Consider the following 20,250-nt stretch of genomic DNA (forward strand, 5'->3'; position numbering starts at 1 on the left):
CCGCTGAGACCTCAGCCGGCCAGAAGTCGCGGTGTCCCTGCCTCATACTCGACGAGGTCGCCGGTCTCGCCTCGGCGATACGCGCGACCGCCGATGACGAGCATGTAGATCAGGAACGCGGCGAGCGCGGCCACGCCGATGCCGATCTTGATCGGCCAGGGCAGAGCCCACCCGGTCACGAAACCCTCGATCAGGCCCGAGACGAACAGCGCGAAGACGAGCCCGATCGCCACCGTCGCGAGCGAGCGTCCCTCGGCGGCGAGAGACTCCCCTCTCGAACGATGCCCCGGAGCGACCCACGACCAGAAGAGGTGGAGTCCGCCGGCCGCGGCGACGAAGATCGACGTCATCTCGAGAAGGCCGTGCGGGAGGATGTAGAGGATCATCACATCGACCTGATCGTGGGCGGCCATGACCGCGCCGGATACCCCGAGACCCATCGCATTCTGTACGAGCACGTTGATCGGCCAGAGGCCGGTGATGCCGAACAAAACGCACTGCAGGGCGATCCAGGCGTTGTTCCACCAGACCATGCCCATGAAGACCGCCGCGGGGTTCTCGGTGTAATAGCCGGTGAAGCTCTCGTCCGCATACTGCTCGAGCAGGTCGGGCGGGCCGAGGGTGGCCAGAAGCGCCGGGTCTGACGAGATCCATGCGGCGGTGCCGACCACGACCGCGATGAACGACACCGCGACCACGAGCGTCGTCCAGCGCAGTCGATAGAGGGCAGCCGGCAGCTGCAGGGAGAAGAAGCGGCCGGTCTGGGTGAGGATGTTGTCGGATGCGCCCGTGAGTCGCAGCCGTGCGCGCACGAGGATCGTCGAGAGATACGCGCCCTGAGGCGATGCGCCCACCGAGGTCTTCAGCTCCGCGAGGTCAGCGGATGCCGCACGGTATCGGACGATCAGCTCGTCGACGCCCGCCCCGTCGAGGCGGGCGCGGCTCAACTGGTCGAGTCGCTCCCACTCGGCGCGGCGTGCATCTGTCAACGCATCGGCATCCACCTGATTTACTGTACCCATGTCCGTCCCGCTCGATGCATCCGATGAGGTTCTCTCCGGCGAAGCCGTCGCGATCGACGTGCAGCCGATCGGATTCGTCCTGCGAGCCGCGGGGGCGATCATCGATCTCCTGGTCGGCATCGCCGTCTTCGTGCTCACCCTGTTCCTGCGCATCTGGCTGCTGGACATCGGAGTTCTCGACCAGGCGACCGACACGATCGCCTTCATCGCTTCGATCGTGATCAGCTTCGTGGTGCTGCCGATCACGATGGAGGTCGCTCTCAAGGGCCGCAGCCTCGGAAAGCTCGCGGTGGGTGGTCGCATCGTACGCCTCGACGGGGGCGCGACCGGATTCCGGCACGCCTTCATCCGGGCGCTTCTGGGCGTTCTGGAGATCTACATGACGCTGGGCAGCGTCGCGGTGCTCGCCGGGGCGTTCAGCGCCCGATCCCAGCGCCTCGGAGACATGGTCGCGGGCACCTACAGCCAGCGCGTGCGCACGCCGAAGCTGATCCCCAGCGTCCCGGTGCTGCCGCCGATGCTCGCCGGCTGGGCCCAGATCGCCGATGTGGCCCGCCTGCCCGACCGCCTCGCCCGTCGCATCTCCCAGTTCTTGCAGAGCGCTCCGCGAATGGTGCCGTCTGCACGAGCGAGGGTGGCGCAGGATCTGCTCTCCGAGGCCTCGCCGTTCATCTCACCCCTGCCCCAGGCCGCGCCCGAGGTGGCGCTCATCGGCATCACCGTGCTCCGTCGCGAGCGGGAGCGCAGAGCGCTGCAGAACGCCGATCGCCGAGCGGAGAAGCTCACCGGGCGTCGCGTCGGCGTCTGAGCGCTCGTCCGGTCGGGAGGCCGCCGGACGCACGTCAGAATCGGATCGCGTCGATCACCTTCACCCGCAGTGCGACCAGGGCCGGGATGAAGCCGGCGACGGCACCGACCAGGATCGACGCCGCGAGACCGACGAAGGCCGCTCGCATCGGGAACGGCGGGATGTCCTGGATGCCGTAGAAGAGCGACGTCACCACCCAATCGGAGCGGAGCACCGCGACCACGATCGCGATGCCGACGAGCCCGGCCACCGTGGTCGCCACAAGACTCTCGAGGAACACCGAGAAGAAGACCCTGCCCGACGTCGCCCCGAACGCGCGACGCACGCCGATCTCACGCACCCGCTGCCGCATGGCGACCAGCTGGATGTTGATCAGGCTCAGCGCTCCGAGCGCGAGGATGACCGCCGCGATGCCGCCTGTGACCATCTCGAACGTCGCCTGCGCATCCAGCGCGCCGGGTTGGGCCGCCCAGTCCGAGCGGCTGACCGACACGGTCTGCCCTTCCGGAAGTCCTGCCCGCAGATCCATCGCGAGCACGGGTGCGATCTCGTCGACCTGACCCTGGCCCAGCCAGATCTCGTACTGCGGCCAGGCTCCCTCCGGCAGGGCATCGACGCGAGCACGATACGCGTCGTAGAGGATGTCGACGCGCAGCTCCTCGTCGCCGAACCCCTGGCGAGGCACGACGCCCACGACCTGGTACGTGCCGCCTGCGGGCCCTGCGAGCGTCAGCGTCGGGTGCTGAGCGACGGGTATCCGCCCGATGCGGTCCCACAGCGCCTCCGTGATCACGACGGGCGGTGCGAGCGCGTCGGAATCCGCATCGCGCATCCAGCGCCCCTCGAGCAGCTGCTCGCGGTGGATCTGCGAGTAGAGAGGGTCGATCAATCGCGAGTTCACGTCGACGATGCCGTCAGGGAGCTGCACGGGGACGACCATGCCCTGCGCGATCCGCGCGGTGTGGCTGAACTCGAATCGCTCAGCGACGCCGGTGAACCGCTCGTCGAAGGCGTCGAAGTCGACGGGTGCGCCGTCGTCGCTGCTGATCGTGACGACCAGCGTCGCTGCCCGACCACCCCAGCGGTCCGACTGCTCGGCCTGGAACTGGCGCTGATACTCGGATATGGCCACGACCCCGGTGAGTGCCGCCACCGAGACCGCGATGCCGATCAGACTGAGCAGCACCCGCAGTTTGTGAACACGGATCTCCGACCAGGCGTCCGAGAGGGCGCCGAGGATGCCGGTCACGACACTGCTCCGCGACGCGAGGAAGGCATAGCCGGCATGGCGGGCACAGTGGCGGGCGCGGATGCCCCCGAGTCCGCCGATGCGGCGGAGGGGACGGAGGCGGCGAGCGTGGAGGCCTCGAAGGCGCGGCTGAGATCCGCGGTCTGGAGCACTCCGGCGTCGAGCCGGTAGTGCCGCCTGGCTCGGGCGGCCACATGGAGGTCGTGCGTGATCGTGACGAGTGCGGCGTCGGTCTCGGTCGCCACCTGGTCGAGCAACGACATGACGGACGCACCCGTGTCGATGTCGAGAGCTCCGGTCGGCTCGTCCGCGAGGATCAGCACGGGGCGGCGCACGAGGGCCCGGGCTATCGCGACCCGCTGCTGCTCGCCTCCGGAGAGGCGGTCGGCGACCTGCTCGATGCGGTGGCCGAGGCCGACCCGCTCGAGCATGTCGGCGGCGATCTGTCTCCTGTTCCAGAACATCCGCCCCCGTGCGTGCCCGAGCGGCATCATCACGTTGTCGAGCGCCGTGCGCCCAGGCAGCAGGTTGAACTGCTGGAAGACGAAGCCGACGTTGTCCCCGCGCAGCCTGTCCAGCCGCCCTGAGCGCATGCGCCGCACTTCGCGGTCTTCGAACGACACGGACCCGGTGGTCGGAGCGTCGAGCATCCCGAGGATGTTGAGCAGCGTCGATTTGCCCGAGCCCGACCTGCCGACGATCGACACGTGGTCACCGGCACTCACCTCCAACGAGATGCCCCGAAGGATCTCCAGTTCCGAGTCATCGGCGAGCCGGACGCTCTTGGTCACATCACTGAGTGCGACGAGCGTCACCAGCTGACCCCGCTGTCGCACTGCTCCACGCCGGGCTCGATCTCGTAGCAGAACTCCTCCACCGGTGCGACGAATCCGGGAACGAACTGTCTGATCGACTCGCCCTCTTCGAGACCGGAGACGACCTCGACCATGGTTCCGTCGTTCACGCCGAGCTCGACAGGCCGCTCCTCGGGTTCGGCGCCGTCGCCGGCGTCGACCCACACGTTGCCGGTGCCGGCCCCGCCCTGCACGGCCGTGACCGGCACCACCAGGGCGTCGTCGACCTGTCCGAGCGCGAGATCCATCGTCGCAGGCAGGCCCGCGAAGACGACCTGGTCGCCCGGCACCGCGCATCTGACGCTCGCGGTGCCCTCGGCGCTCACCTGCACGCGGACTCCCGTGCAGGCGAACGGCGCCGGTCCGCCGGTGATGGTCACCGATGCCTCGGACGGCGCGTTCACGAGGCGATACAGCTGAACCGGTTCCACCGTCGCGAGCAGGTGGTAGCGCGCCGGCGTGAGCGTGAAGATCTCCGTGCCCGCGGACGTCGCCTGCCCCTTGACCAGAGCGATCTCCGAGACGTCGCCCGCCTCGGAAGCGACGACATCCACATCCTTCTTCGGCTCGTCCTGCCTGATCGTGAAGAGCTTCTGGCCTGCCGCGACCGTCGCCCCTTCCGGCACGTGCACCGCGATGACCGTCCCGGTGACCTCTGCGCGCACCGGGAAGGCCTCGTCGCGGGCGACGTTGCCGCTCAGGGTGAGGGCGTTCACGACGGAGCCTCGCTCGACCGGGATGACCGGGTCTCCGATCGACGCCTCAGGACTGACCATCGCTTCGCTGCTGTCCGGGAAGAACGCGATCTTCACGAGAGCCGCGGCGCATGCTCCGAAGACGAGCACGAGAAGAAGAGGGAAGATCCAGCGTCGCCAGACGATCACAGCTGCCTTTCCGGCGGCGCCGCCCTGGCGCATCCGCGGTCAGCGTAGCCGGGTGCTCCGGGGACTCGCCGCCGCGGGGCGGCGTGTCTCATCCACCGAAGTGAAGAACTCAGGCGCGAAGCGCCTCATGACGGATCACGAGCCATCCCGCGGGCACTGACAGCCGATCCGCGTGCTGCGCGCACAGGTCATGAGCGTTCGGATGCCGCGCTATCCCCAGTGGCCCGAGCGCCGCCATCTGATCGCCGTAGTCGTACGTGAGCGTCGCCACGGCTTCACGCGCGCAGCCGACCTTCGAGCAGAGTCTTCCGTCCATTCACGCCAGGCTACGTCCAGGTTCTCCGGTCGACCGGATGCCGCGCCGCCCCGGCCGACAGACTCGGCCTAGACTTTCGCTATGCCCCGTCGTCCCCGAACCTCCGAAGCGCCCCGACGCGGGGCGAGGCACGGAAGGCATGGGCGACTCGGACGCAGTGAGGTCGTGCGTCCGCCGCTGGCCCCTCTCGACGGGCGCATCGACCGATTCGATCTGACCGTCGGCACGGCGGTGGAGTTCCTTCGCGGCACCTGGCCGGAGCTGCAGGAGGTCAGGTTCGAGATCGGCGCCATGCCGGCGTTCGAGGCGACGGATGAAGTGCCGCGCTGGCACCTCGATCACGAGAAGGCTCGGATCGTGCTCTTCCGTCTTCCGATCGAGCGCCTGCTGCCGCCAGGGCACGACGACGGCGCTCACCGGCGGATGGCTATCGAGAGCGCCGTGTTCCGAGCCGCGGCGGAGTACGTCGGCCGTGAACCCTGGGACATGGGCGGTCACGACCACTGAGGTCGCGGATCGACCATCACCGCCCAGGTCGTCACGGGTAGACGGTGATGCTCTGCTGCGCCCCCGCCGCGGGCCAGATGGGCCACACCGCGAGCTCACCGGTCGCGGCCATCGTGACCGAGGCGTGCACGGGTGTCGGTGTCGAGATCGAGTAGACGGTGCGCGGCTTCACATCGACCGACACGGAGGAGCCCGCGGGTACGGTGACCGCGGTCGGCTCTCCCCCCGGTGCGGGTGCGACCTGCACCACTGCATCGGCTTCCTCACGATTGACGAGCACGAGGCGGGGATTCGGTCCGGAAGGAACAGCCATGTAGACGTCGTCTTCGAGCTCCGGGGCCGGTGTGACCCAGGCGAAGTCGTCCTGCGGGCCTGCGCCGTCCTGCTGTCTCACGCCGGCGAGCACAGGGTTGTCGGACTCGATGCTCATCGTGTAGCTGCCGGGCGAGAGCGCCGACAGCGAGAGCTCCGTCGGCAGATCAGCGGTGAGCGGCACCGTGAACTCGTCGACGACCGTCGACGACCCGACCTCGCTGACCCTCACCACGGCATCGGAGTCCACCTCGGGCGACATCAGACGCAGAACAGCCATGTCGGCGTTGTCGCCCTGGTTCTCGAACACCTCGATGCCCGGGAGCACCGGCTGACGCTGCGCGGCGGGAACCGCATCCTGCAGATCGATTCCCGCTGGGTCCAGCGTTCGGGTGAGCGAGGACTGCAGCACGGCACGCACCGGCGCGCCTGTCGCTGTCACCTTGACGATCGGGAAGTCGGAGCCGGCGGCGATCGATGTCAGCGGGAGCGCGACCTGCGACTCCGCGGGGACGATCACGGTGCTCGATGCCCGCACCGACCCGTAGACGCCGAGCGACACGGTCGAGGGCACGACGCCCGGATTCGTGAGGACGATGAGATCCTCGGTTCCTGTGGCGACCGTTCCCCCCACGAGCCACGACTCGATGCTCGGAGGGCGGCAGGGAGCCGCGGCGAGGCCGGACAGATCCGCCTCTGCCAGACTCGCGGACTCGGTCGCGCCGAGCAGGGGGGCTTGGCGTCCGTCGACGATGCCGACGAGGCGCAGGGCGGCTCCGCCGTCGGCGAGGTCCCTCGCAAGCAGGGGGCTCGACTCCGGTCTGCCCGACGAGCCCTCGACCGTCAGTTCGGGTGTTGCCGCCGACACCATCTCGAGTGGATTCGACGGATCGCGTCCGACGGCGCGGAAATCGCCGTTGCACACGAGCACGGTGTCACCCGGAAGAGGCGTCACCTGTGCCTGAGCGGGCTCGTGCACGACCGTCGGCCACGTCGCCGTGACGCCGAACGCGACGCCGACGACGCACGCCCCTGCCACGACCGCGCCAGTCAGGACTCGAGCGCCGGTGGCCGCCACCCGGAATGCACGGTTGCCGGTCATCGTCGCTCCCTCTCGTCCTGTTCGGAGTCCGGGCCGACATGACCCTTCGTGCCCGCGTCGTGGTCGGCATCGTCGACGGCGTCGACAGGATCGGTCTCGGCGTCCTGATGCAGACTGCTCGGGGAACCGGACTCCGAGGACGCATCGGGTTCTGGTGTCTCGGAGGATCCATCGTCCGTAGTCCCGGCGACCGCGGGGACCCCGTCATGCTCGCGCGACGTGCCGGGATCTTCACGATCATCGGAGTCTTCGCGGTCCTCGGGGTGTCGCGGCAGAACGAGCGGCTCTTCCGGTGCACGTCCCACGATTCGCGACCTGGCACGCGCCGCCCGTCGCGAGGCACGCGTCGGCACCGACAGCAGCAGGGCGGCGAGAACGAGCACGAGCTGGATCGTGATCACGAGCCGGGCCGTCGCCTGCTCAGCTGACGAGAGCGGGGCACGCGGCGAGGCATCGGCCTCGAGCCGGTAGAGCACACCGCGGTCGGTGGAACCGGCCTGAACGAATCCCGCCCGCTGGTCGAGCGATGTCACGGCCGCCGTGCGCAGGGAGCGGGCACGATCGGACTCTTCGCCGGAGACCTGAGCGACGAGGACGTAGGAGATCCCGGTCATCCCCAGCTCGTCTGCGGCATCGAAATCGCGTGCCGAGAGCAGGTCGACCGCCAGCGTCGTGAGGTCGGCACCGCGCAGCTCCGTCGCTGTCGACAGGATCGTCGTCTGGGCGCTCAGCGTCTCACTTCCGCCCCACGCGACCTCGGTCGCGAGCCCTCCGTCGTTCTGGGGGGTGAGCACGAGCGTGCCGATCTGACGGTCAGCGCCCGCCTGTGCGGCGACGTACGCCGGCAGCGTCGACGCAGGGCCGTCGGTCAGTTCGGAGGAGTCCGAGTGGAATGCGGCGAGCGCCGGAACCGCGCACACCGCGATCGACAGTCCGGCGACCGCCGCGCTCAGGACTCGCACCCGTGGCATCGACAACGCGGTGTCGAGGGTCACGAGGGCGGCTCCCGTGACGCCGACCCAGGCGAGACTGAGACCGGAGCCCGGCCAGATCGCGACAGGCTCCCCCTGGGCGAAGGACACTGCGACGCCGACGGCGAGGAATGCGGTGGCGAGGCCGGACAGTGCGACGACCAGAAGGGCGATCCCCGCCCGCCAGCGAGGAGCGACCGACGATGCGAGAGCGAGAAGTGCCAGAGGGGCCAGCAGCACCGCGACCCACGGCGCGAGTTCGACGCCGAGCCAGGAGGCCCATCCGGCCATGTCTCCGGTGGGGAACCCCGTGGCCAGGGCGAGCCTTCCTGCCGCATCGGCCGTCGCCTGCGGACCGTTCCAGACCGAACCGGGATCGGCGAGCACCGCGAGGATGTCACCGTGGCGAAGCTGCCAGAGCACGAGCGGCGCGAAGAGCGCGACGGCAGGAACAGGCACCCACAGCAGGCGGACGGCCCCGCGGATCCGCGCCCCGGCCAGAGTGATGCCGAGCGCCACGACCCACAGCAGCAGGAGCGCCGGGGCCAGCGACGGCGCGCACGCCGCCACCGCGGCGAAGAGGAGGGATGCGGCTCCCGCCGCGCCCCATGAACGGTGAGCCACGGCTGCTGCGTGGAAGAGCCACGGCAGCAGAAGGTGCACCAGCACTCCTGCTGGGCGACCGTCGACCAGCGCAGTGAGGAAGGTCGGCGCGAGCGCCCACACGATTCCGGCGAAGATGCGCAGGCCCGCTCGATCCGTCACACGCGTTGCGGCGAACCAGCCGCCGAGCACGGCAAGCGGCAGCGCCAGCACCCAGAGCAGCACGAGGGAGAACGACGGGGCACCCGGCCAGAGCGAGCCGAGCACGGCGAGCACACCGGCGAACGGATCGGCCGGACCCACCACATCGACTCCGAGACCTCGCAGCCCCCAGGCCGCGTCGTTCCAGAGCGCTCCGACCGTTTCGCGCAGCGGAAGCAGGGCCCCGCCACCGAGCACCGGCCACGCGAGGATCGTGGTGAAGGTGGCGAGGCTGACCACGAGCGCGGCGAGCACCGCCCAGGCGCCACCGCCCGAGAAGAATCGAAGTTCGCTGGCGGATCCGCCTTCGCTGCCATGGCCGTCGTCCAGCCGTCGACGCAGGTCGGAGCTGCTCACCCGCAGCGGTGCGATGCTCGACCAGCTCGATGTCCGGAACGAACGGATGCGCGCACGAGAGCGAGCGATCGCGCCGAAGCGGAACATCGCCGTGACTGCCGCCGCCCACTCGGGAGCGACCGCCTCCGGCCTCTTGCCGATCAGATCGGTCATCGATCGCCAGAGTGCGAGCGGGAGCAGGCTCAACCAGTGCAGCGGCACGGCGATCGCCGGGGCGTAGGCGAGCCGGCGGTGCAGCTGCGCAAGTCTGGTCGCGAAGGCGCGCCTGCCTCGTGCGGTCGGCAGTGCCGCTGGTCCATCGGGCGAGACCGACACTCTCGCCGACGGCGCGAGCACGACACGTCCGCCGCCGAGTCGGGCGCGGACTCCGAGATCGAGTCCCAGATCCGCTCCGGCGAGGGCCGGATCCGGCCGAAGTGCGTCACGGACCTCGCCGCGGATCAGCATGCCGCGGATGTCTGCACCCAGCGCGTCGTCGCTGCCGTCGTGCTGTCCCTGATCCAGCTCACCGGCTGCCAGCTCTACGGCGCGTCCGAGAGTCGTCATGCTGACACCGAGGGAGACGATCTCGCGCTCGTTGTCCGTGTGCACGAGCTTGGGCGCCACGATCGCCGCAGACGGCGAGCGCTCGAGGGTTCCGACCAGGCGCTCCAGAGCGCGCTCGTGCGGCGCGGTGTCATGCGCGAGCAGCCAGACGGCACTCCCCTCGAGGATGCGAGGTCTGGCCAGCTCGACCGCATCGGCGAAGGACGTACCGCCGCGTGCCTGGATGATGCCTTCGACAGCGCCGGCGATGGCCCCGCTCTCACGAGCCGAGGCCGCATCGCCGCACATCACCAGGGTGATCGCGGCTGGGGGTGTGGTCTGGGAGCGCAACGCATCGAGTGTGCGGAGCAGCTGCGCGCGGGCGGAAGAACCGGGGCGCGCGACGATGATTGCATGAACTCGGGCTGGCATGACCTGGTCAGCCTATGCGCGCGGCAGGACTCCGACGCATACCTGCTTCGGCGTGGCCGCGAAGCTATGAGAATCGCGAGTCGCCTCGGGCGACGTGTCCCTGGGAGCGGCTCGGAGCGCGCCTCCCGACGGCCGTCGCATACCGGATCAGCTGGCGCGACGCTTGAGCTTGCGGCGCTCGCGCTCCGAGAGGCCGCCCCAGATCCCGAAGCGCTCGTCGTTGTTGAGCGCGTACTCGAGGCATTCGCCGCGGACATCGCACGATGTGCAGATCCGCTTGGCGTCGCGGGTGGACCCGCCCTTCTCGGGGAAGAAGGCCTCGGGATCGGTCTGCGAGCACAGCGCATCGCTCTGCCATGCCAGAGCATTGTCGTCGTCGGTCTCGATCTTCCGAACCCCGGGGACACCGAGGTTGATCGGATCGACGAACCAGTTCTCCGGTACGTCTGAACGGTAACCCGTCATCTCGCTCTCCAACCCCTAAATTCCGCCCCCTCGGCGGGCCGTGCTCAACTAATTACACCCGTGTCATTCGCATCGGTCAAGTCGCGGATCGTAAACCCTCAATCCGGTCTTGAAGGTTCTTGACCACCACACGGCGTGTCGCACGCCCGCGCCGAGGGTCACCCTTCTGCGGCAGGATCGCCGGGAGCGGCGACGAATACCTCGCCTCGACCGCTGATCGTCAGGCGCTCCTCCTCGGGCGTCGCGAACGCGACCGTGCCGACCGGGACTTCACGCCGCTCGCCGTCTGCGCCGCTCACCACGACACGACCGACCGTGGCGAGGACCATGGTGGGTCCGTCCACGTCGATCACGACACTCGCATCGTCGAGCTCGATCCGTCTGAGCGAGAAGTCGGCGACGGGCACCGGGTACACGGTGACGGCATCAGCCGCCGCCGGACGCAGCACGGGCACTTCACCCGTCGTCGTATCGAGGATCGAGAGCAGCTCAGGCACATCGATGCGCTTGGGAGTGAGGCCTCCGCGCAGCACGTTGTCGCTGGCCGCCATGATCTCCACCCCGAGCCCCGAGATATAGGCGTGCAGCAGACCGGCCTTCAGGAAGACGCCCTCTCCCCTGCGCAGCACCACGTGGTTCATGAGGAGCGCGACGACCACGCCCGGGTCACCCCGGTAGGTCTCCGCGATCGCAGCCACTCCACGAAGGGTGGCGGCCCACTCGCCCGACGCGGAGCCTGCCGCCGTGTGCACCGCGTCCACGACGTCATCCACCACCGCCTGCGCGTCACCCGACAGCAGCCAGCCGATCGTGTCGCGCAGCACGTCACCCTGGCCGTCGAGACGAGAGACGAGCTCCGCGACCCCCGCGCTCTCTCCCAGCACGTCGAGCAGGCGCAGCGTATCCTCGACGGGCCGCAGCCCGCTCAGCGACTCGAAGCGATCGCTCAAGGCGACGAGCAGCTCCGGCTTGTGATTGTCGTCGCGATAGTTGCGATTCGGGTCCGTGGCAGCGAGCGCCGATTCCCGCGCCCACCCCGCTCTCGCCTGCTCGATGGTGGGGTGCACCTGGATCGACAGCGGCGATGCGGCCGCGAGCAGTTTCAGCAGGTAGGGCAGGGATCCGCCGGTGACGTCGTCGAGCGTCCCGTCGCCCTGCACATCCGCAGGGTCTCCAGGGTGGTCGCCGAACCACACCTCGGCCTCCGGACCCCCCGTGGGGGTGCGGCCCTCCAGGTCGGCGAGAAGCGTAGGCGACCCCCAGGCGTAGTCACGGGGCACGTTCGAGAGGCTGAGAAGCATGTCACCAGGGTATTGGCATGCGAACTCGCCGTGCCACGACGTACTGCATCAGGTTCGTCGCGATGTCCGCGCTGTAGCCTGAACGCGATGGCGCAATATACGAAGCACCCGGTCGCCGCCCCGCCCACCGCTCCAGAGCGCGAGTCGACGGGGCATCTTCTGCTGCGCGGATACATCGGGCTGGTCCTCTTCGCGACCTTTGCTCACTCGGCGGTGTACAACCTCGTCGGCGAGATCGGCGCCTTCGTCACCCTCATCGTCTTCTTGATCTCCACGCTAGCCATCGGAGTTCCGATGGTCGCCCGCCGCCGTCCTGCCGCGTTCGCCTGGCGGCGACTGCCATGGGCGGCCATCGCCTACACCGCCTTGGCTCTGCTCTCGGTCGCGTGGTCGCAATGGCGGGGGGCGACGATCATCACCTGGTTCCTGCTCGCGACCGTCACAGTGAACGCCCTGTTCATCGTGCACGTGCTGTCGTGGCAGGAGATCGTGCGAGCACTGGCCTCCGCCTTCAAGTGGATCCTCGGACTGTCCCTCGCGCTCGAGTTGTGGGTCGCGCTCGTGGTGCGCGCTCCGATCCTGCCGAACTTCTTCGTCCGGCCCGACGGCGAGACGAATGCGCATTGGTACTGGGTCAGGGGCAACCTGCTCGACGGCGGCCGCATCCAGGGGATCGTGGGCAATTCCAACGTGCTCGCCATCGTCTGCCTGTTCGCGATCCTCACGTTCGGTGTGCTGTTCGCCGCCCGTGCGCGATGGCGCACGACTCTGGCCCTCTGGACTCTGCTGGCCGGGTACTTCTTCCTCCGAGCCGGATCCGCCACAGCGTACGCATGCGCGGCGGCCGCGGTCCTGGTGCTCGTCGTCGCACTGCTGATGCGCCGCACGAAGACGCCGGGCGCGCGGACGAGGCTCTACGTGGTGTCCATCGGCGGCGTCGCGATCGCAGGAGCCGCAGCCTGGCTGCTTCGTGAACCGCTCTTCGCCCTCCTCGGGCGCAGTGCAGACCTCACCGGTCGCTCCGACACGATCTGGGACAAGGTCCTCGCGCGGGCCGCCGAGCACCCGATCTTCGGCAACGGCTTCTCCAGCCCCTGGGTGCCTTTCGACCCCGCCTTCGCCGGGTGGATCGAGGATCACGGCATCACCGTCTTCCACGCGCACAACATGTGGCTCGACGTGCTGATGCAGCTCGGCGTCGTCGGTGTCGTCCTTGTTGCGCTCGCCTATCTCAGCCTGCTCTGGCGTTCGTGGTTCTTCGCGGTCGACAGACCTCGATGGGACCTGAAGTCCGACCGCACCTTCTCGGCGATCACACTGCTTCCGAGTCTCTTCACCGTCGTGCTGCTCGTGCAGGGCCTCACTGAGTCGACGCCCATCATGCTCTGGGGCTGGATGCTGCTGGTGATGCTGACGTTCAAGATCAAGGTGGTGCCCCTGGTCGGCGTGGGCGAACGGGAGCGCGTGATCGAGCGCGGCGAGCGAAGCCGGCGGGTTCCGTGACGACGCGACGTCGTCTGAGCGATCTGCTCGGCTCGGCCGAATTCGCTCGCGCGTACACGGTGGTGGCCCTCACCGCGGTCTTCTCGTCGTTCACGATCGAACACGCGGCCTCCCACGTCACCCTCGCCACGATCATCGCCGTCCTCTGCGTGCTCGGCGCCTGGGTCCTGTGGGTGCGTCGAGAAGAGCTCTCGCTGCTGCGCATCGCTCCGTCATCGCTCCTGGCCTTCCTCGCCTGGGCGCTCGTCAGCATCGTGTGGACGACCGACAAGTCGTCCACCGCTTTCGGGTGGATGGAGCTCTTCGGATTCGCGTTCCTGGCGGTCACGGTCGGCCACATCCGTGACACGCTCCAGACGGTCCGCGCCCTCGGCGATTCGCTGAGGTTCCTCCTGCTCGTGTCGCTCGGCCTGGAGATCCTGTCCGGCGTGCTGCTCGACACCCCCTTCACCTTCCTCGGAATCCAGGGCGACCTGGCCGTCGGCGGCCCGGTGCAGGGAATCTTCGGCAGCAGGAACATGCTCGGATTCGTCACGGTGATCGCACTGATCACATTCGTGGTCGAGTGGCGCTCCCAGTCGCTGACGGCTCGCCTCGCGGTCCCGTCGATCGCTCTCGCGTCGCTGCTGGCGTTCTTCTCGTCCTCCCCCACGGTGCTGGTGCTCGCGGCCGCGGTCGGCGTCGTCGCCGTCGCTCTCGCGATCGTCCGTCATGCGCCTGCGGAGAGACGGACCATCGTGCAATGGGTGCTCGGCGTTCTCGTCGCCCTCGCCCTCGCTGCGGCCTTCGCTCTGCGCCACGTGATCATCGCACTGCTCGACGCGGGGTCTGACTTCTCGATCAGGGCGACCCTGTGGAACACGATCCTCGATTTCGTCGCTCTCAAGCCGGTGGAGGGATGGGGGTGGTTCGGATCCTGGGCCCGCGGCGAGTTCCCCTTCACCTACATCAACTTCCTGCTCGACGACCACCATCAGAGCGCGCTGAACGCCTACTTCGACGTCCTGCTGCAGCTGGGCACGGCAGGACTGGTGCTCTTCCTGCTGTTCGGAGGCATCGCCACCGTCCGATCGTGGCTCGTCGCGAGCGTACGACGTTCGGTGGTCTACGCCTGGACGCCTCTCATGCTCGTCACTCTCGCTGTGGAGTCGATGTTCGAGAGCTTCACCCTGGTCGGAGCCGGGTGGTTCATGCTGGTGCTGTGCGCTCTGCGGGCCGGCCAGACGAGGTCGTGGCGCGAGAGCATAGATGCTGCGCACACCGGTGCGATCCCGACCCTGCGCCCCGAACGCTGACCACTCGCCGCGCCCTCGGCGGATTCCGAACTGCTCCAGGTAGGGTGGAGCTGCTCGCGGCGCCCTGCGGGCCCCCAGCCACCGGAGATTGCACCTCGTGACTCACGCCCCCTTCGACCCGGCGTCCGCGACGATCGTCATCGTCACGTACAACCGGTCTCACCTCCTGACCGGTCTCCTCGAGAGCATCAGCGCGATGGACCCGAAGCCTGGCCATGTCGTGATCATCGACAATGCCTCGTCCGACGACACCACCGACGTCGTGGAGTCCTTCCGGCCGAAGCTCGGCACGGAGGTCGTGTACCGCCGACTCGAGACGAACACCGGCGGCTCGGGAGGCTTCAGCGAGGGCATGCGCACCGCGTACGAACTCGGCTCCGAGTGGATCTGGATGATGGACGACGACGTCGAGGTCGTCACCGACGGCCTGGCCAAGATGGGCAAGTGGGCTCCGCGCTTCAAGAGCATCCAGGGCCGCCGCTACGACTACGACGGCAGTGAGTTCTACTGGCAGTACCGGATCGCCGAACGAATGGGCATCCCGATCCCGTTCGCTCCGTCCGGCTTCGACGCCTCCGGCTTCAAAGAGATGAACAGCGGATGCTTCGAGGGGATGTTCATCCACCGGTCCATCGTCAGGCAGATCGGTCTGCCCGACCACCGCTTCTTCATCTACTGGGATGACCAGATGTACGGGTGGCTCGCCTCGCGCAAGACCACTGCGGTGATCGTCGACGAGTTCGTCCTGCGACGCACCCGCGAGATCAAGCAATGGGACATGGGCATCCGTCACATGAACGCCTCGAGCAACGCCTACCGCTTCTACATCATGCGCAACCGGGCGTACATCAAGAACTACTACCGCGTGCACGGCAACTACAACCCTGTGCTGTTCGGACTCGGGACGTCGATGACGTTCGCGAAGGAGCTCATCAGGCTGCTGTTCGTCGAGCGCACGGTGCGAGGAACGAGCAATCTGTTCCGGGGACTCAAGGAGGGCGGCAAGCTCGGCCGCGATCGCTCCTGGACACCCATGCCCGCTCTGGAGGATTGACAGCATGACCGACGAACCGCAGCCGGACCTCCGCTGGGCCCCTCTGGAGCCGAAGCCGCGCAATCGTGGTCGAGTCTGGCTCATCGTCGGACTCGTCGTCGCCGCGCTCGTGATCGTGGGCGTGCTGCTGTTCTTCCTTCTGCCGCGCGGAGAATCTCCGACCCCCGGCGCCAGCGGGTCACCGTCCCCTTCCGCGTCACCGTCGGCGTCCCCGTCGATGTCGCCCTCGGCCTCGCCGACGCCGACCCAGACCGAGGTCCCACAGCCGACGGCGGAGCCTGAGCCGACGCCGATCACGACCCCGCCACCCGCCGCAGACCCCTCGGTCGACGCCTTCCGCGGGCAGGTGCAGGGGTGGCTCGACGACGCTCTGACGGGGCTTCAGATCGCGAGTGAGACCAGCGGTCAGGACGCCACGTCCGTGATCGAGAGCCTCCAGGCCGACGCGCAGCGACTCGGAGAGACCGCAGCTCCTGCGTCGATCGATTCCGCCTGGGGCACCGCGGTGAACGACTACATCCAGCGGCTCAGCGCGTTGCGCTCGGAGGTCGCCGCGGGCGGACCTGCGTCAGTCGACAATGCACGCTCTACCGTGAACGAGCTCCGCGGCCTCGTCGGACTCTGACCGCGAGCGAGTCCTGCTCCGAGCGAGCTCAGTCGACGCCGGACTCGAGGCGGCGCAGGCGCTCCTCGTAGTGGGCGGCGAGTTCGAGTCGGATTCGCGCGCGCTCGTGTTCTGCCTGAGCACGACTGAGCGCGCCGTCGGGATCCAGGTCCCCCGCATCGAGCCGCACACGAAGCCACTCGAAGCGCTGCTCGAGCGCCGCCACCTGGGGGGCGATGCGATCGAACTCGGATCTGATGTACGAGAAGTCCGCCTGGGTGCCGGCGAGGCGCGCCTCGTAATCGCGCTGTGCGTTCTCGAACTGCTCGACGGCGCGGCCGAGCCTGGCGTCCACTCTCGCGTCCACACGGCGTTCGACGACGGCGTCCAGTCTGCGACGGAGTCGGTTCAGCATTCAGTCCTCAATCATTCGGGTGATTGTCGATGGTCTGTGAAGTTCAGCGGTGATAGCCGACGCGGCCGGATTCGATCCAGCCTCGCACGAGCTCCGATTCCAAGTCGATCCGGTGCTCCGCGCCCACAGCCGAGGGATCGCCATAGGCGTGGTTCCAGGATGTCTGATCCGGGGCGTCGACGAATGAGAATCCGGCGGCATCGACCTGAGCTTCAGGGAACAGGCGCGTCGCGATCCACAGCATCACGGTTCCCGTCGTCGCCCACTGGCCGCCGCTGCGCGGATCGGCGCCCATCGCCTCACCGAGGGGCAGCACCACCTCGCGGTTCGGCATCGTCACGATCCCGAGATCAGCAGGCCAGAAAGCGGGAAGCTTCGGATTCTCCCAGAGCAGGCGCCCCGGTTCGATCATGAGATAGAGGCGCTCGGAATACCCGTCGAAGAACCAGGGGGTCGGCCGCACACCGCGGTTGAACACCACAACGTCGGCACGGCGCCCGACCGACGGTGCTCCGTCGACGTCATCCACGCGGAAGCCGTTGACTCGGAACACGACGTCCGCCGTATCGATCATCTCGGCCCTGTGGCCGGACGGCTCGAGCGGCTGATTGCCGACGACGGCGATCCGGCGCACCGGGGCCGTCCTGGCGTACGCGCTGACGAGAGGACGGAGGCGGTCGTAGAACTCCGCCTCACCGGCCATCGCCGTGTCATCACCGACAAGCTCCGTCACACGCCCCATGAGACCTCAGCTTAGGGCACGCCGACAGCGACTCCCGCGGCACGGCGGTGAGTCCTCGACAGGACGCGTCTAGAGTTGTCGGCGTGACTTCTTCGCAGACCATTCAGCTCTCCACGGCGAGCATCGGCCCCGGCTCGCCGGTGTTCACGATCGCTGAGATGTCGGGAAACCACAACGGCGACCTCGATCGCGCGCTCGCGATCGTCGACGCCGTCGCCGCCACGGGTGCCGATGCCCTCAAGATCCAGACGTACACGGCCGACACCCTCACGATCGATTCGGACAAGCCCGCCTTCCAGGTCGCGAGCGACCACGGCCTGTGGGGCGGCCGCAACCTGTACTCCCTGTATCAGGAGGCCCACACGCCGTGGGAGTGGCACGCGCCGATCTTCGAGCGCGCACGGAGCCACGGACTCATCCCGTTCTCCACCCCGTTCGACCCGAGCTCGGTCTCGTTCCTCGAGGAGCTGGGCGTGGAGATGTACAAGACGGCGTCCGCCGAGATCATCGACCTGCCGCTCCTCCGCGAGGTCGCCCGCACCGGCAAGCCGATGATCGTGTCCACCGGCATGGCGACGCTGTCGGAGATCGACGCGGCCGTCACCGCGATCCGCGGCGCCGGCGGCACGGAGCTGGTGCTCCTGGCCTGCACCGCCGCCTACCCCGCGGTTCCCGAGGAGGCGCGGTTGGGCAACATCGAGGCGCTGCGGAACGCATTCGATGTCCCGGTGGGGCTCTCGGACCACACGCTCGGCATCGGAGTCGCAGTCGCGTCTGCAGCCCTCGGTGCGGTCGTGATCGAGAAGCACGTCACGCTCGACCGCACGGATGGCGGCGTCGACGCGGACTTCTCTCTCACGCCCGACGAGTTCCACGCCCTCGTCATCGCCTCCGAGCAGGCGCGTGTCGCGTCGGCGAGCGGCGTATCGTTCGGACCGACAGCCCAGGAAGAGGCGGTTCTCGCCCTCCGCCGGTCTCTGTTCGTCGTCGCCGACGTGCGTGCCGGCGACAGCGTGGGTCCTGAGAACGTGCGCTCGATCCGCCCGGCCGGAGGACTCCGCCCCGATGACTTCGCCCTCGTGAGCGGACGCACGTTCACGAGAGACGTCGAACGCGGCACGCCGCTGACCTGGGACGTGCTCTAGGTCACGCCGCTACGACAGTCGCCATCGCGCCACGGTGAGGAAGCCGTCCTCATCCGCAGGCAGATGCGGAAGATAGCCGGCGCGCTCGAACAGCCGACGAGACGCCGCGTTGTCGCGGTGCACGACAGCGACCAGCCGGATCGGGGGCAGCTCAGCGAGCGCGCTCTCCGCCGCCTGGACCGCCGATGCAGCGACACCGCGACCACGCATCTCGGGGGCGACCGTGATCGAGATCTCCCATGTGTCTGCCGACCTCCTGTCCCAGCGGCATGTGGCGACCGGCATCCCGTCTGACTCGATCATAAGCAGCAGACGATCGGGATCCTCGAGGCTTCTCGCGAGCCACTCATCATGCGATCCTCGGTCGATCTCGCCGCGCGAGCGGGAGTTCAGGCGGACTGTGGGGTCGTTGCGCCACTCGAAGAGCTTCTGGCCATCGTCGATCATCGCCGGACGAGCGCTCAGCGCAGTCCGAGGTCCGACCTGAGGAGGCGTGCTCAGCAGCTGCTCCCAGGAGGTCACGATGCGCCAGCTGCCGAGGCCGTCAACGATGCGTTTCAGGGCGGCAGCCGTCTCGGCGAGCGATTCCGGCGATTCGAGAAGATCGGCGAGCAGGCCGATACGCTCCTCAAGGCTCTGATGGGGCGGCTCTCCCAGCCCGATGGCGAGCCCACGCTCGACGACCTGGCGGTAGCCGACGCGCTGATTGTCCGCCACGCATACCAGTGCCATCGGAAGGCCCATGCACGCGAAGTCCCAGACGGAAGTTCCCGCCGCGGTCACGGCCAGATCGTGGTCTCGGGCGATCGCGGGGAGGTCGTCGACGAAACCCAGGACCTCGACGGCGTGGCGCGAAGATTCGGCCGCTGAGACGACTTCCTCGCGGCGTCGGGGGTCGATCACGGTGATCTGCACCTCGGAGGGCAGGCGATCGAAGGCGGCGACGACACGAGCGGTCACACCGTGGGGATCCGTGCCGCCCATCACGACGAGCACCCGAGGCACGGCCGAGGGTGTCGTCCGCACATCGCGCTGCGCCAGCACCTGTGCGCGCACGACCGCGGCGTCGATGCCCGCCAGATGGCTCAGGCTGCGCTCCGGGTCCACGAAAGTGCGCTCGGATGCCAGGTTGGCATCGATCGCGAGATCGGCATCGCGCACGCCGAACGGACCGTCCTGCATGTTGCTGATCAGCGGTCCGAGGGACGAGAGATCCGGGATCTCCCGGTAGCTGTCCAGATGGATCACGTCGACGCCACGCGCGAGATCGGCGAAGTCGCCGATGCTCGCCTCGGCGCCCTGCGTCGTGACGAGCGGCAGGTCTGGATCCATCCGGCGCAGGATGGCCGCACCTGCCTCGTCGACATCGCCGAACACCGTCGCCGACCACCCGCGGTCGCGCGCGATGCGAGCCACCGTGAGCGTCCGCATGAGGTGTCCGATGCCCGACTCGACACCGGCGTTGCAGTGCAGGAGGACCCGTCGCCCGCTCATCGCTCGTCCCTCTCCTCCGGGGCGCGCCTGCGCCCACCCGATAGGATAGGCCGGGCATGGAACAACCCGAGCATCCATGCGATCACGAC

General features: G+C 68.4%; 19 protein-coding genes. 7 read left to right on the forward strand and 12 right to left on the reverse strand.

The window, feature by feature from the left end; all coding sequences use genetic code 11:
- Positions 1–11: 11 nt before the first annotated feature.
- The gene (locus tag OPU70_RS13030; RefSeq protein WP_367821344.1) at positions 12–1,004 is read right to left on the reverse strand and encodes a stage II sporulation protein M; all 993 of its coding nucleotides are present in this window, start codon (positions 1,002–1,004) and stop codon (positions 12–14) included.
- Between the two features lie 16 nt (positions 1,005–1,020).
- On the opposite strand from OPU70_RS13030, the gene OPU70_RS13035 reads away from it, so the two are divergent.
- Complete coding sequence (locus OPU70_RS13035) at positions 1,021–1,830, forward strand: RDD family protein (RefSeq protein ID WP_498557971.1); 810 nt, start codon at positions 1,021–1,023, stop codon at positions 1,828–1,830.
- A gap of 34 nt (positions 1,831–1,864) precedes the next feature.
- Here the strand turns inward: OPU70_RS13035 and OPU70_RS13040 are convergent, their stop codons facing one another.
- The 4 genes from OPU70_RS13040 to OPU70_RS13055 form a co-directional block, all read right to left on the reverse strand.
- Complete coding sequence (locus OPU70_RS13040) at positions 1,865–3,079, reverse strand: ABC transporter permease (protein ID WP_498557972.1); 1,215 nt, start codon at positions 3,077–3,079, stop codon at positions 1,865–1,867.
- Positions 3,076–3,894, reverse strand: a complete 819-nt coding sequence (locus OPU70_RS13045) for an ABC transporter ATP-binding protein (RefSeq protein ID WP_498557973.1) — start codon at positions 3,892–3,894, stop codon at positions 3,076–3,078. Before OPU70_RS13045 ends, OPU70_RS13040 begins: the two co-directional genes overlap by 4 nt.
- Entirely contained in the window at positions 3,891–4,850 is a 960-nt protein-coding gene (locus OPU70_RS13050; protein WP_231567644.1) for an efflux RND transporter periplasmic adaptor subunit, read from the reverse strand. The genes OPU70_RS13045 and OPU70_RS13050 overlap by 4 nt, the downstream gene beginning before the upstream one ends.
- Before the next feature lie 76 nt (positions 4,851–4,926).
- Positions 4,927–5,133: a DUF3499 family protein gene (locus tag OPU70_RS13055; protein WP_042541935.1), complete on the reverse strand. Its 207-nt coding sequence runs from the start codon at positions 5,131–5,133 to the stop codon at positions 4,927–4,929.
- A gap of 165 nt (positions 5,134–5,298) precedes the next feature.
- Here OPU70_RS13055 and OPU70_RS13060 point away from each other — a divergent pair, with 165 nt between their 5' ends.
- A complete protein-coding gene (locus OPU70_RS13060; protein WP_042541936.1) occupies positions 5,299–5,640 on the forward strand; it encodes a metallopeptidase family protein in 342 nt (113 codons plus the stop codon).
- 31 nt (positions 5,641–5,671) lie between these two features.
- On the opposite strand, the gene OPU70_RS13065 is transcribed toward OPU70_RS13060, so the two are convergent.
- The 4 genes from OPU70_RS13065 to manA all read right to left on the reverse strand — a co-directional run bounded on the left by OPU70_RS13065 (position 5,672) and on the right by manA (position 11,909).
- Positions 5,672–7,054: a DUF5719 family protein gene (locus tag OPU70_RS13065; RefSeq protein ID WP_498557974.1), complete on the reverse strand. Its 1,383-nt coding sequence runs from the start codon at positions 7,052–7,054 to the stop codon at positions 5,672–5,674.
- Positions 7,051–10,143 (reverse strand): glycosyltransferase, encoded by a 3,093-nt coding sequence (locus OPU70_RS13070; RefSeq protein WP_498557975.1) that lies wholly within the window; start codon positions 10,141–10,143, stop codon positions 7,051–7,053. The genes OPU70_RS13065 and OPU70_RS13070 overlap by 4 nt, the downstream gene beginning before the upstream one ends.
- Positions 10,144–10,290: 147 nt before the next feature.
- Positions 10,291–10,608: a WhiB family transcriptional regulator gene (locus OPU70_RS13075; protein WP_079112584.1), complete on the reverse strand. Its 318-nt coding sequence runs from the start codon at positions 10,606–10,608 to the stop codon at positions 10,291–10,293.
- Positions 10,609–10,766: 158 nt separating this feature from the next.
- A complete protein-coding gene (gene manA, locus OPU70_RS13080; RefSeq protein ID WP_498557976.1) occupies positions 10,767–11,909 on the reverse strand; it encodes a mannose-6-phosphate isomerase, class I in 1,143 nt (380 codons plus the stop codon).
- A gap of 87 nt (positions 11,910–11,996) precedes the next feature.
- On the opposite strand from manA, the gene OPU70_RS13085 reads away from it, so the two are divergent.
- From OPU70_RS13085 to OPU70_RS13100, 4 genes are all read left to right on the forward strand, one after another.
- Positions 11,997–13,412 carry an O-antigen ligase family protein gene (locus tag OPU70_RS13085; protein ID WP_311879396.1) on the forward strand — a complete coding sequence of 472 codons (1,416 nt, stop codon included), beginning with the start codon at positions 11,997–11,999 and terminating at the stop codon, positions 13,410–13,412.
- Positions 13,409–14,707, forward strand: a complete 1,299-nt coding sequence (locus tag OPU70_RS13090; protein WP_475436053.1) for an O-antigen ligase family protein — start codon at positions 13,409–13,411, stop codon at positions 14,705–14,707. Before OPU70_RS13085 ends, OPU70_RS13090 begins: the two co-directional genes overlap by 4 nt.
- Positions 14,708–14,804: 97 nt before the next feature.
- The gene (locus tag OPU70_RS13095; protein WP_042541941.1) at positions 14,805–15,761 is read left to right on the forward strand and encodes a glycosyltransferase family 2 protein; all 957 of its coding nucleotides are present in this window, start codon (positions 14,805–14,807) and stop codon (positions 15,759–15,761) included.
- A 4-nt stretch (positions 15,762–15,765) separates the two neighbouring features.
- Positions 15,766–16,386, forward strand: a complete 621-nt coding sequence (locus OPU70_RS13100) for a hypothetical protein (RefSeq protein ID WP_498557977.1) — start codon at positions 15,766–15,768, stop codon at positions 16,384–16,386.
- Positions 16,387–16,414: 28 nt separating this feature from the next.
- Here OPU70_RS13100 and OPU70_RS13105 read toward each other — a convergent pair whose 3' ends face one another.
- Together OPU70_RS13105 and OPU70_RS13110 are read right to left on the reverse strand one after the other, a co-directional pair.
- Positions 16,415–16,780 (reverse strand): hypothetical protein, encoded by a 366-nt coding sequence (locus OPU70_RS13105; protein WP_042541943.1) that lies wholly within the window; start codon positions 16,778–16,780, stop codon positions 16,415–16,417.
- A gap of 43 nt (positions 16,781–16,823) precedes the next feature.
- On the reverse strand, positions 16,824–17,513 hold the full coding sequence (locus OPU70_RS13110) for a glycosyltransferase family 29 protein (protein ID WP_498557978.1): 690 nt from the start codon (positions 17,511–17,513) through the stop codon (positions 16,824–16,826).
- 92 nt (positions 17,514–17,605) lie between these two features.
- Between OPU70_RS13110 and pseI the strand changes: the two genes are divergently transcribed.
- On the forward strand, positions 17,606–18,667 hold the full coding sequence (gene pseI / locus OPU70_RS13115; protein WP_231567646.1) for a pseudaminic acid synthase: 1,062 nt from the start codon (positions 17,606–17,608) through the stop codon (positions 18,665–18,667).
- A 9-nt stretch (positions 18,668–18,676) separates the two neighbouring features.
- Here the strand turns inward: pseI and OPU70_RS13120 are convergent, their stop codons facing one another.
- Positions 18,677–20,161 carry a GNAT family N-acetyltransferase gene (locus OPU70_RS13120; protein WP_498557979.1) on the reverse strand — a complete coding sequence of 495 codons (1,485 nt, stop codon included), beginning with the start codon at positions 20,159–20,161 and terminating at the stop codon, positions 18,677–18,679.
- Positions 20,162–20,250 lie beyond the last annotated feature (89 nt).

It is taken from the genome of Microbacterium sp. SWDP-B6 (assembly GCF_059803615.1).

Bases quoted from the DNA above. Each gene is read 5' to 3' on its own strand.
- OPU70_RS13070 (WP_498557975.1), bottom strand. From the start codon at position 10,143: ATGCCAGCCCGAGTTCATGCAATCATCGTCGCGCGCCCCGGTTCTTCC.
- OPU70_RS13120 (WP_498557979.1), bottom strand. From the start codon at position 20,161: ATGAGCGGGCGACGGGTCCTCCTGCACTGCAACGCCGGTGTCGAGTCG.
- OPU70_RS13105 (WP_042541943.1), bottom strand. From the start codon at position 16,780: ATGCTGAACCGACTCCGTCGCAGACTGGACGCCGTCGTCGAACGCCGT.
- OPU70_RS13050 (WP_231567644.1), bottom strand. From the start codon at position 4,850: ATGCGCCAGGGCGGCGCCGCCGGAAAGGCAGCTGTGATCGTCTGGCGA.
- OPU70_RS13035 (WP_498557971.1), top strand. From the start codon at position 1,021: ATGTCCGTCCCGCTCGATGCATCCGATGAGGTTCTCTCCGGCGAAGCC.
- OPU70_RS13100 (WP_498557977.1), top strand. From the start codon at position 15,766: ATGACCGACGAACCGCAGCCGGACCTCCGCTGGGCCCCTCTGGAGCCG.
- OPU70_RS13065 (WP_498557974.1), bottom strand. From the start codon at position 7,054: ATGACCGGCAACCGTGCATTCCGGGTGGCGGCCACCGGCGCTCGAGTC.
- OPU70_RS13075 (WP_079112584.1), bottom strand. From the start codon at position 10,608: ATGACGGGTTACCGTTCAGACGTACCGGAGAACTGGTTCGTCGATCCG.
- OPU70_RS13085 (WP_311879396.1), top strand. From the start codon at position 11,997: ATGGCGCAATATACGAAGCACCCGGTCGCCGCCCCGCCCACCGCTCCA.
- manA (WP_498557976.1), bottom strand. From the start codon at position 11,909: ATGCTTCTCAGCCTCTCGAACGTGCCCCGTGACTACGCCTGGGGGTCG.
- OPU70_RS13055 (WP_042541935.1), bottom strand. From the start codon at position 5,133: ATGGACGGAAGACTCTGCTCGAAGGTCGGCTGCGCGCGTGAAGCCGTG.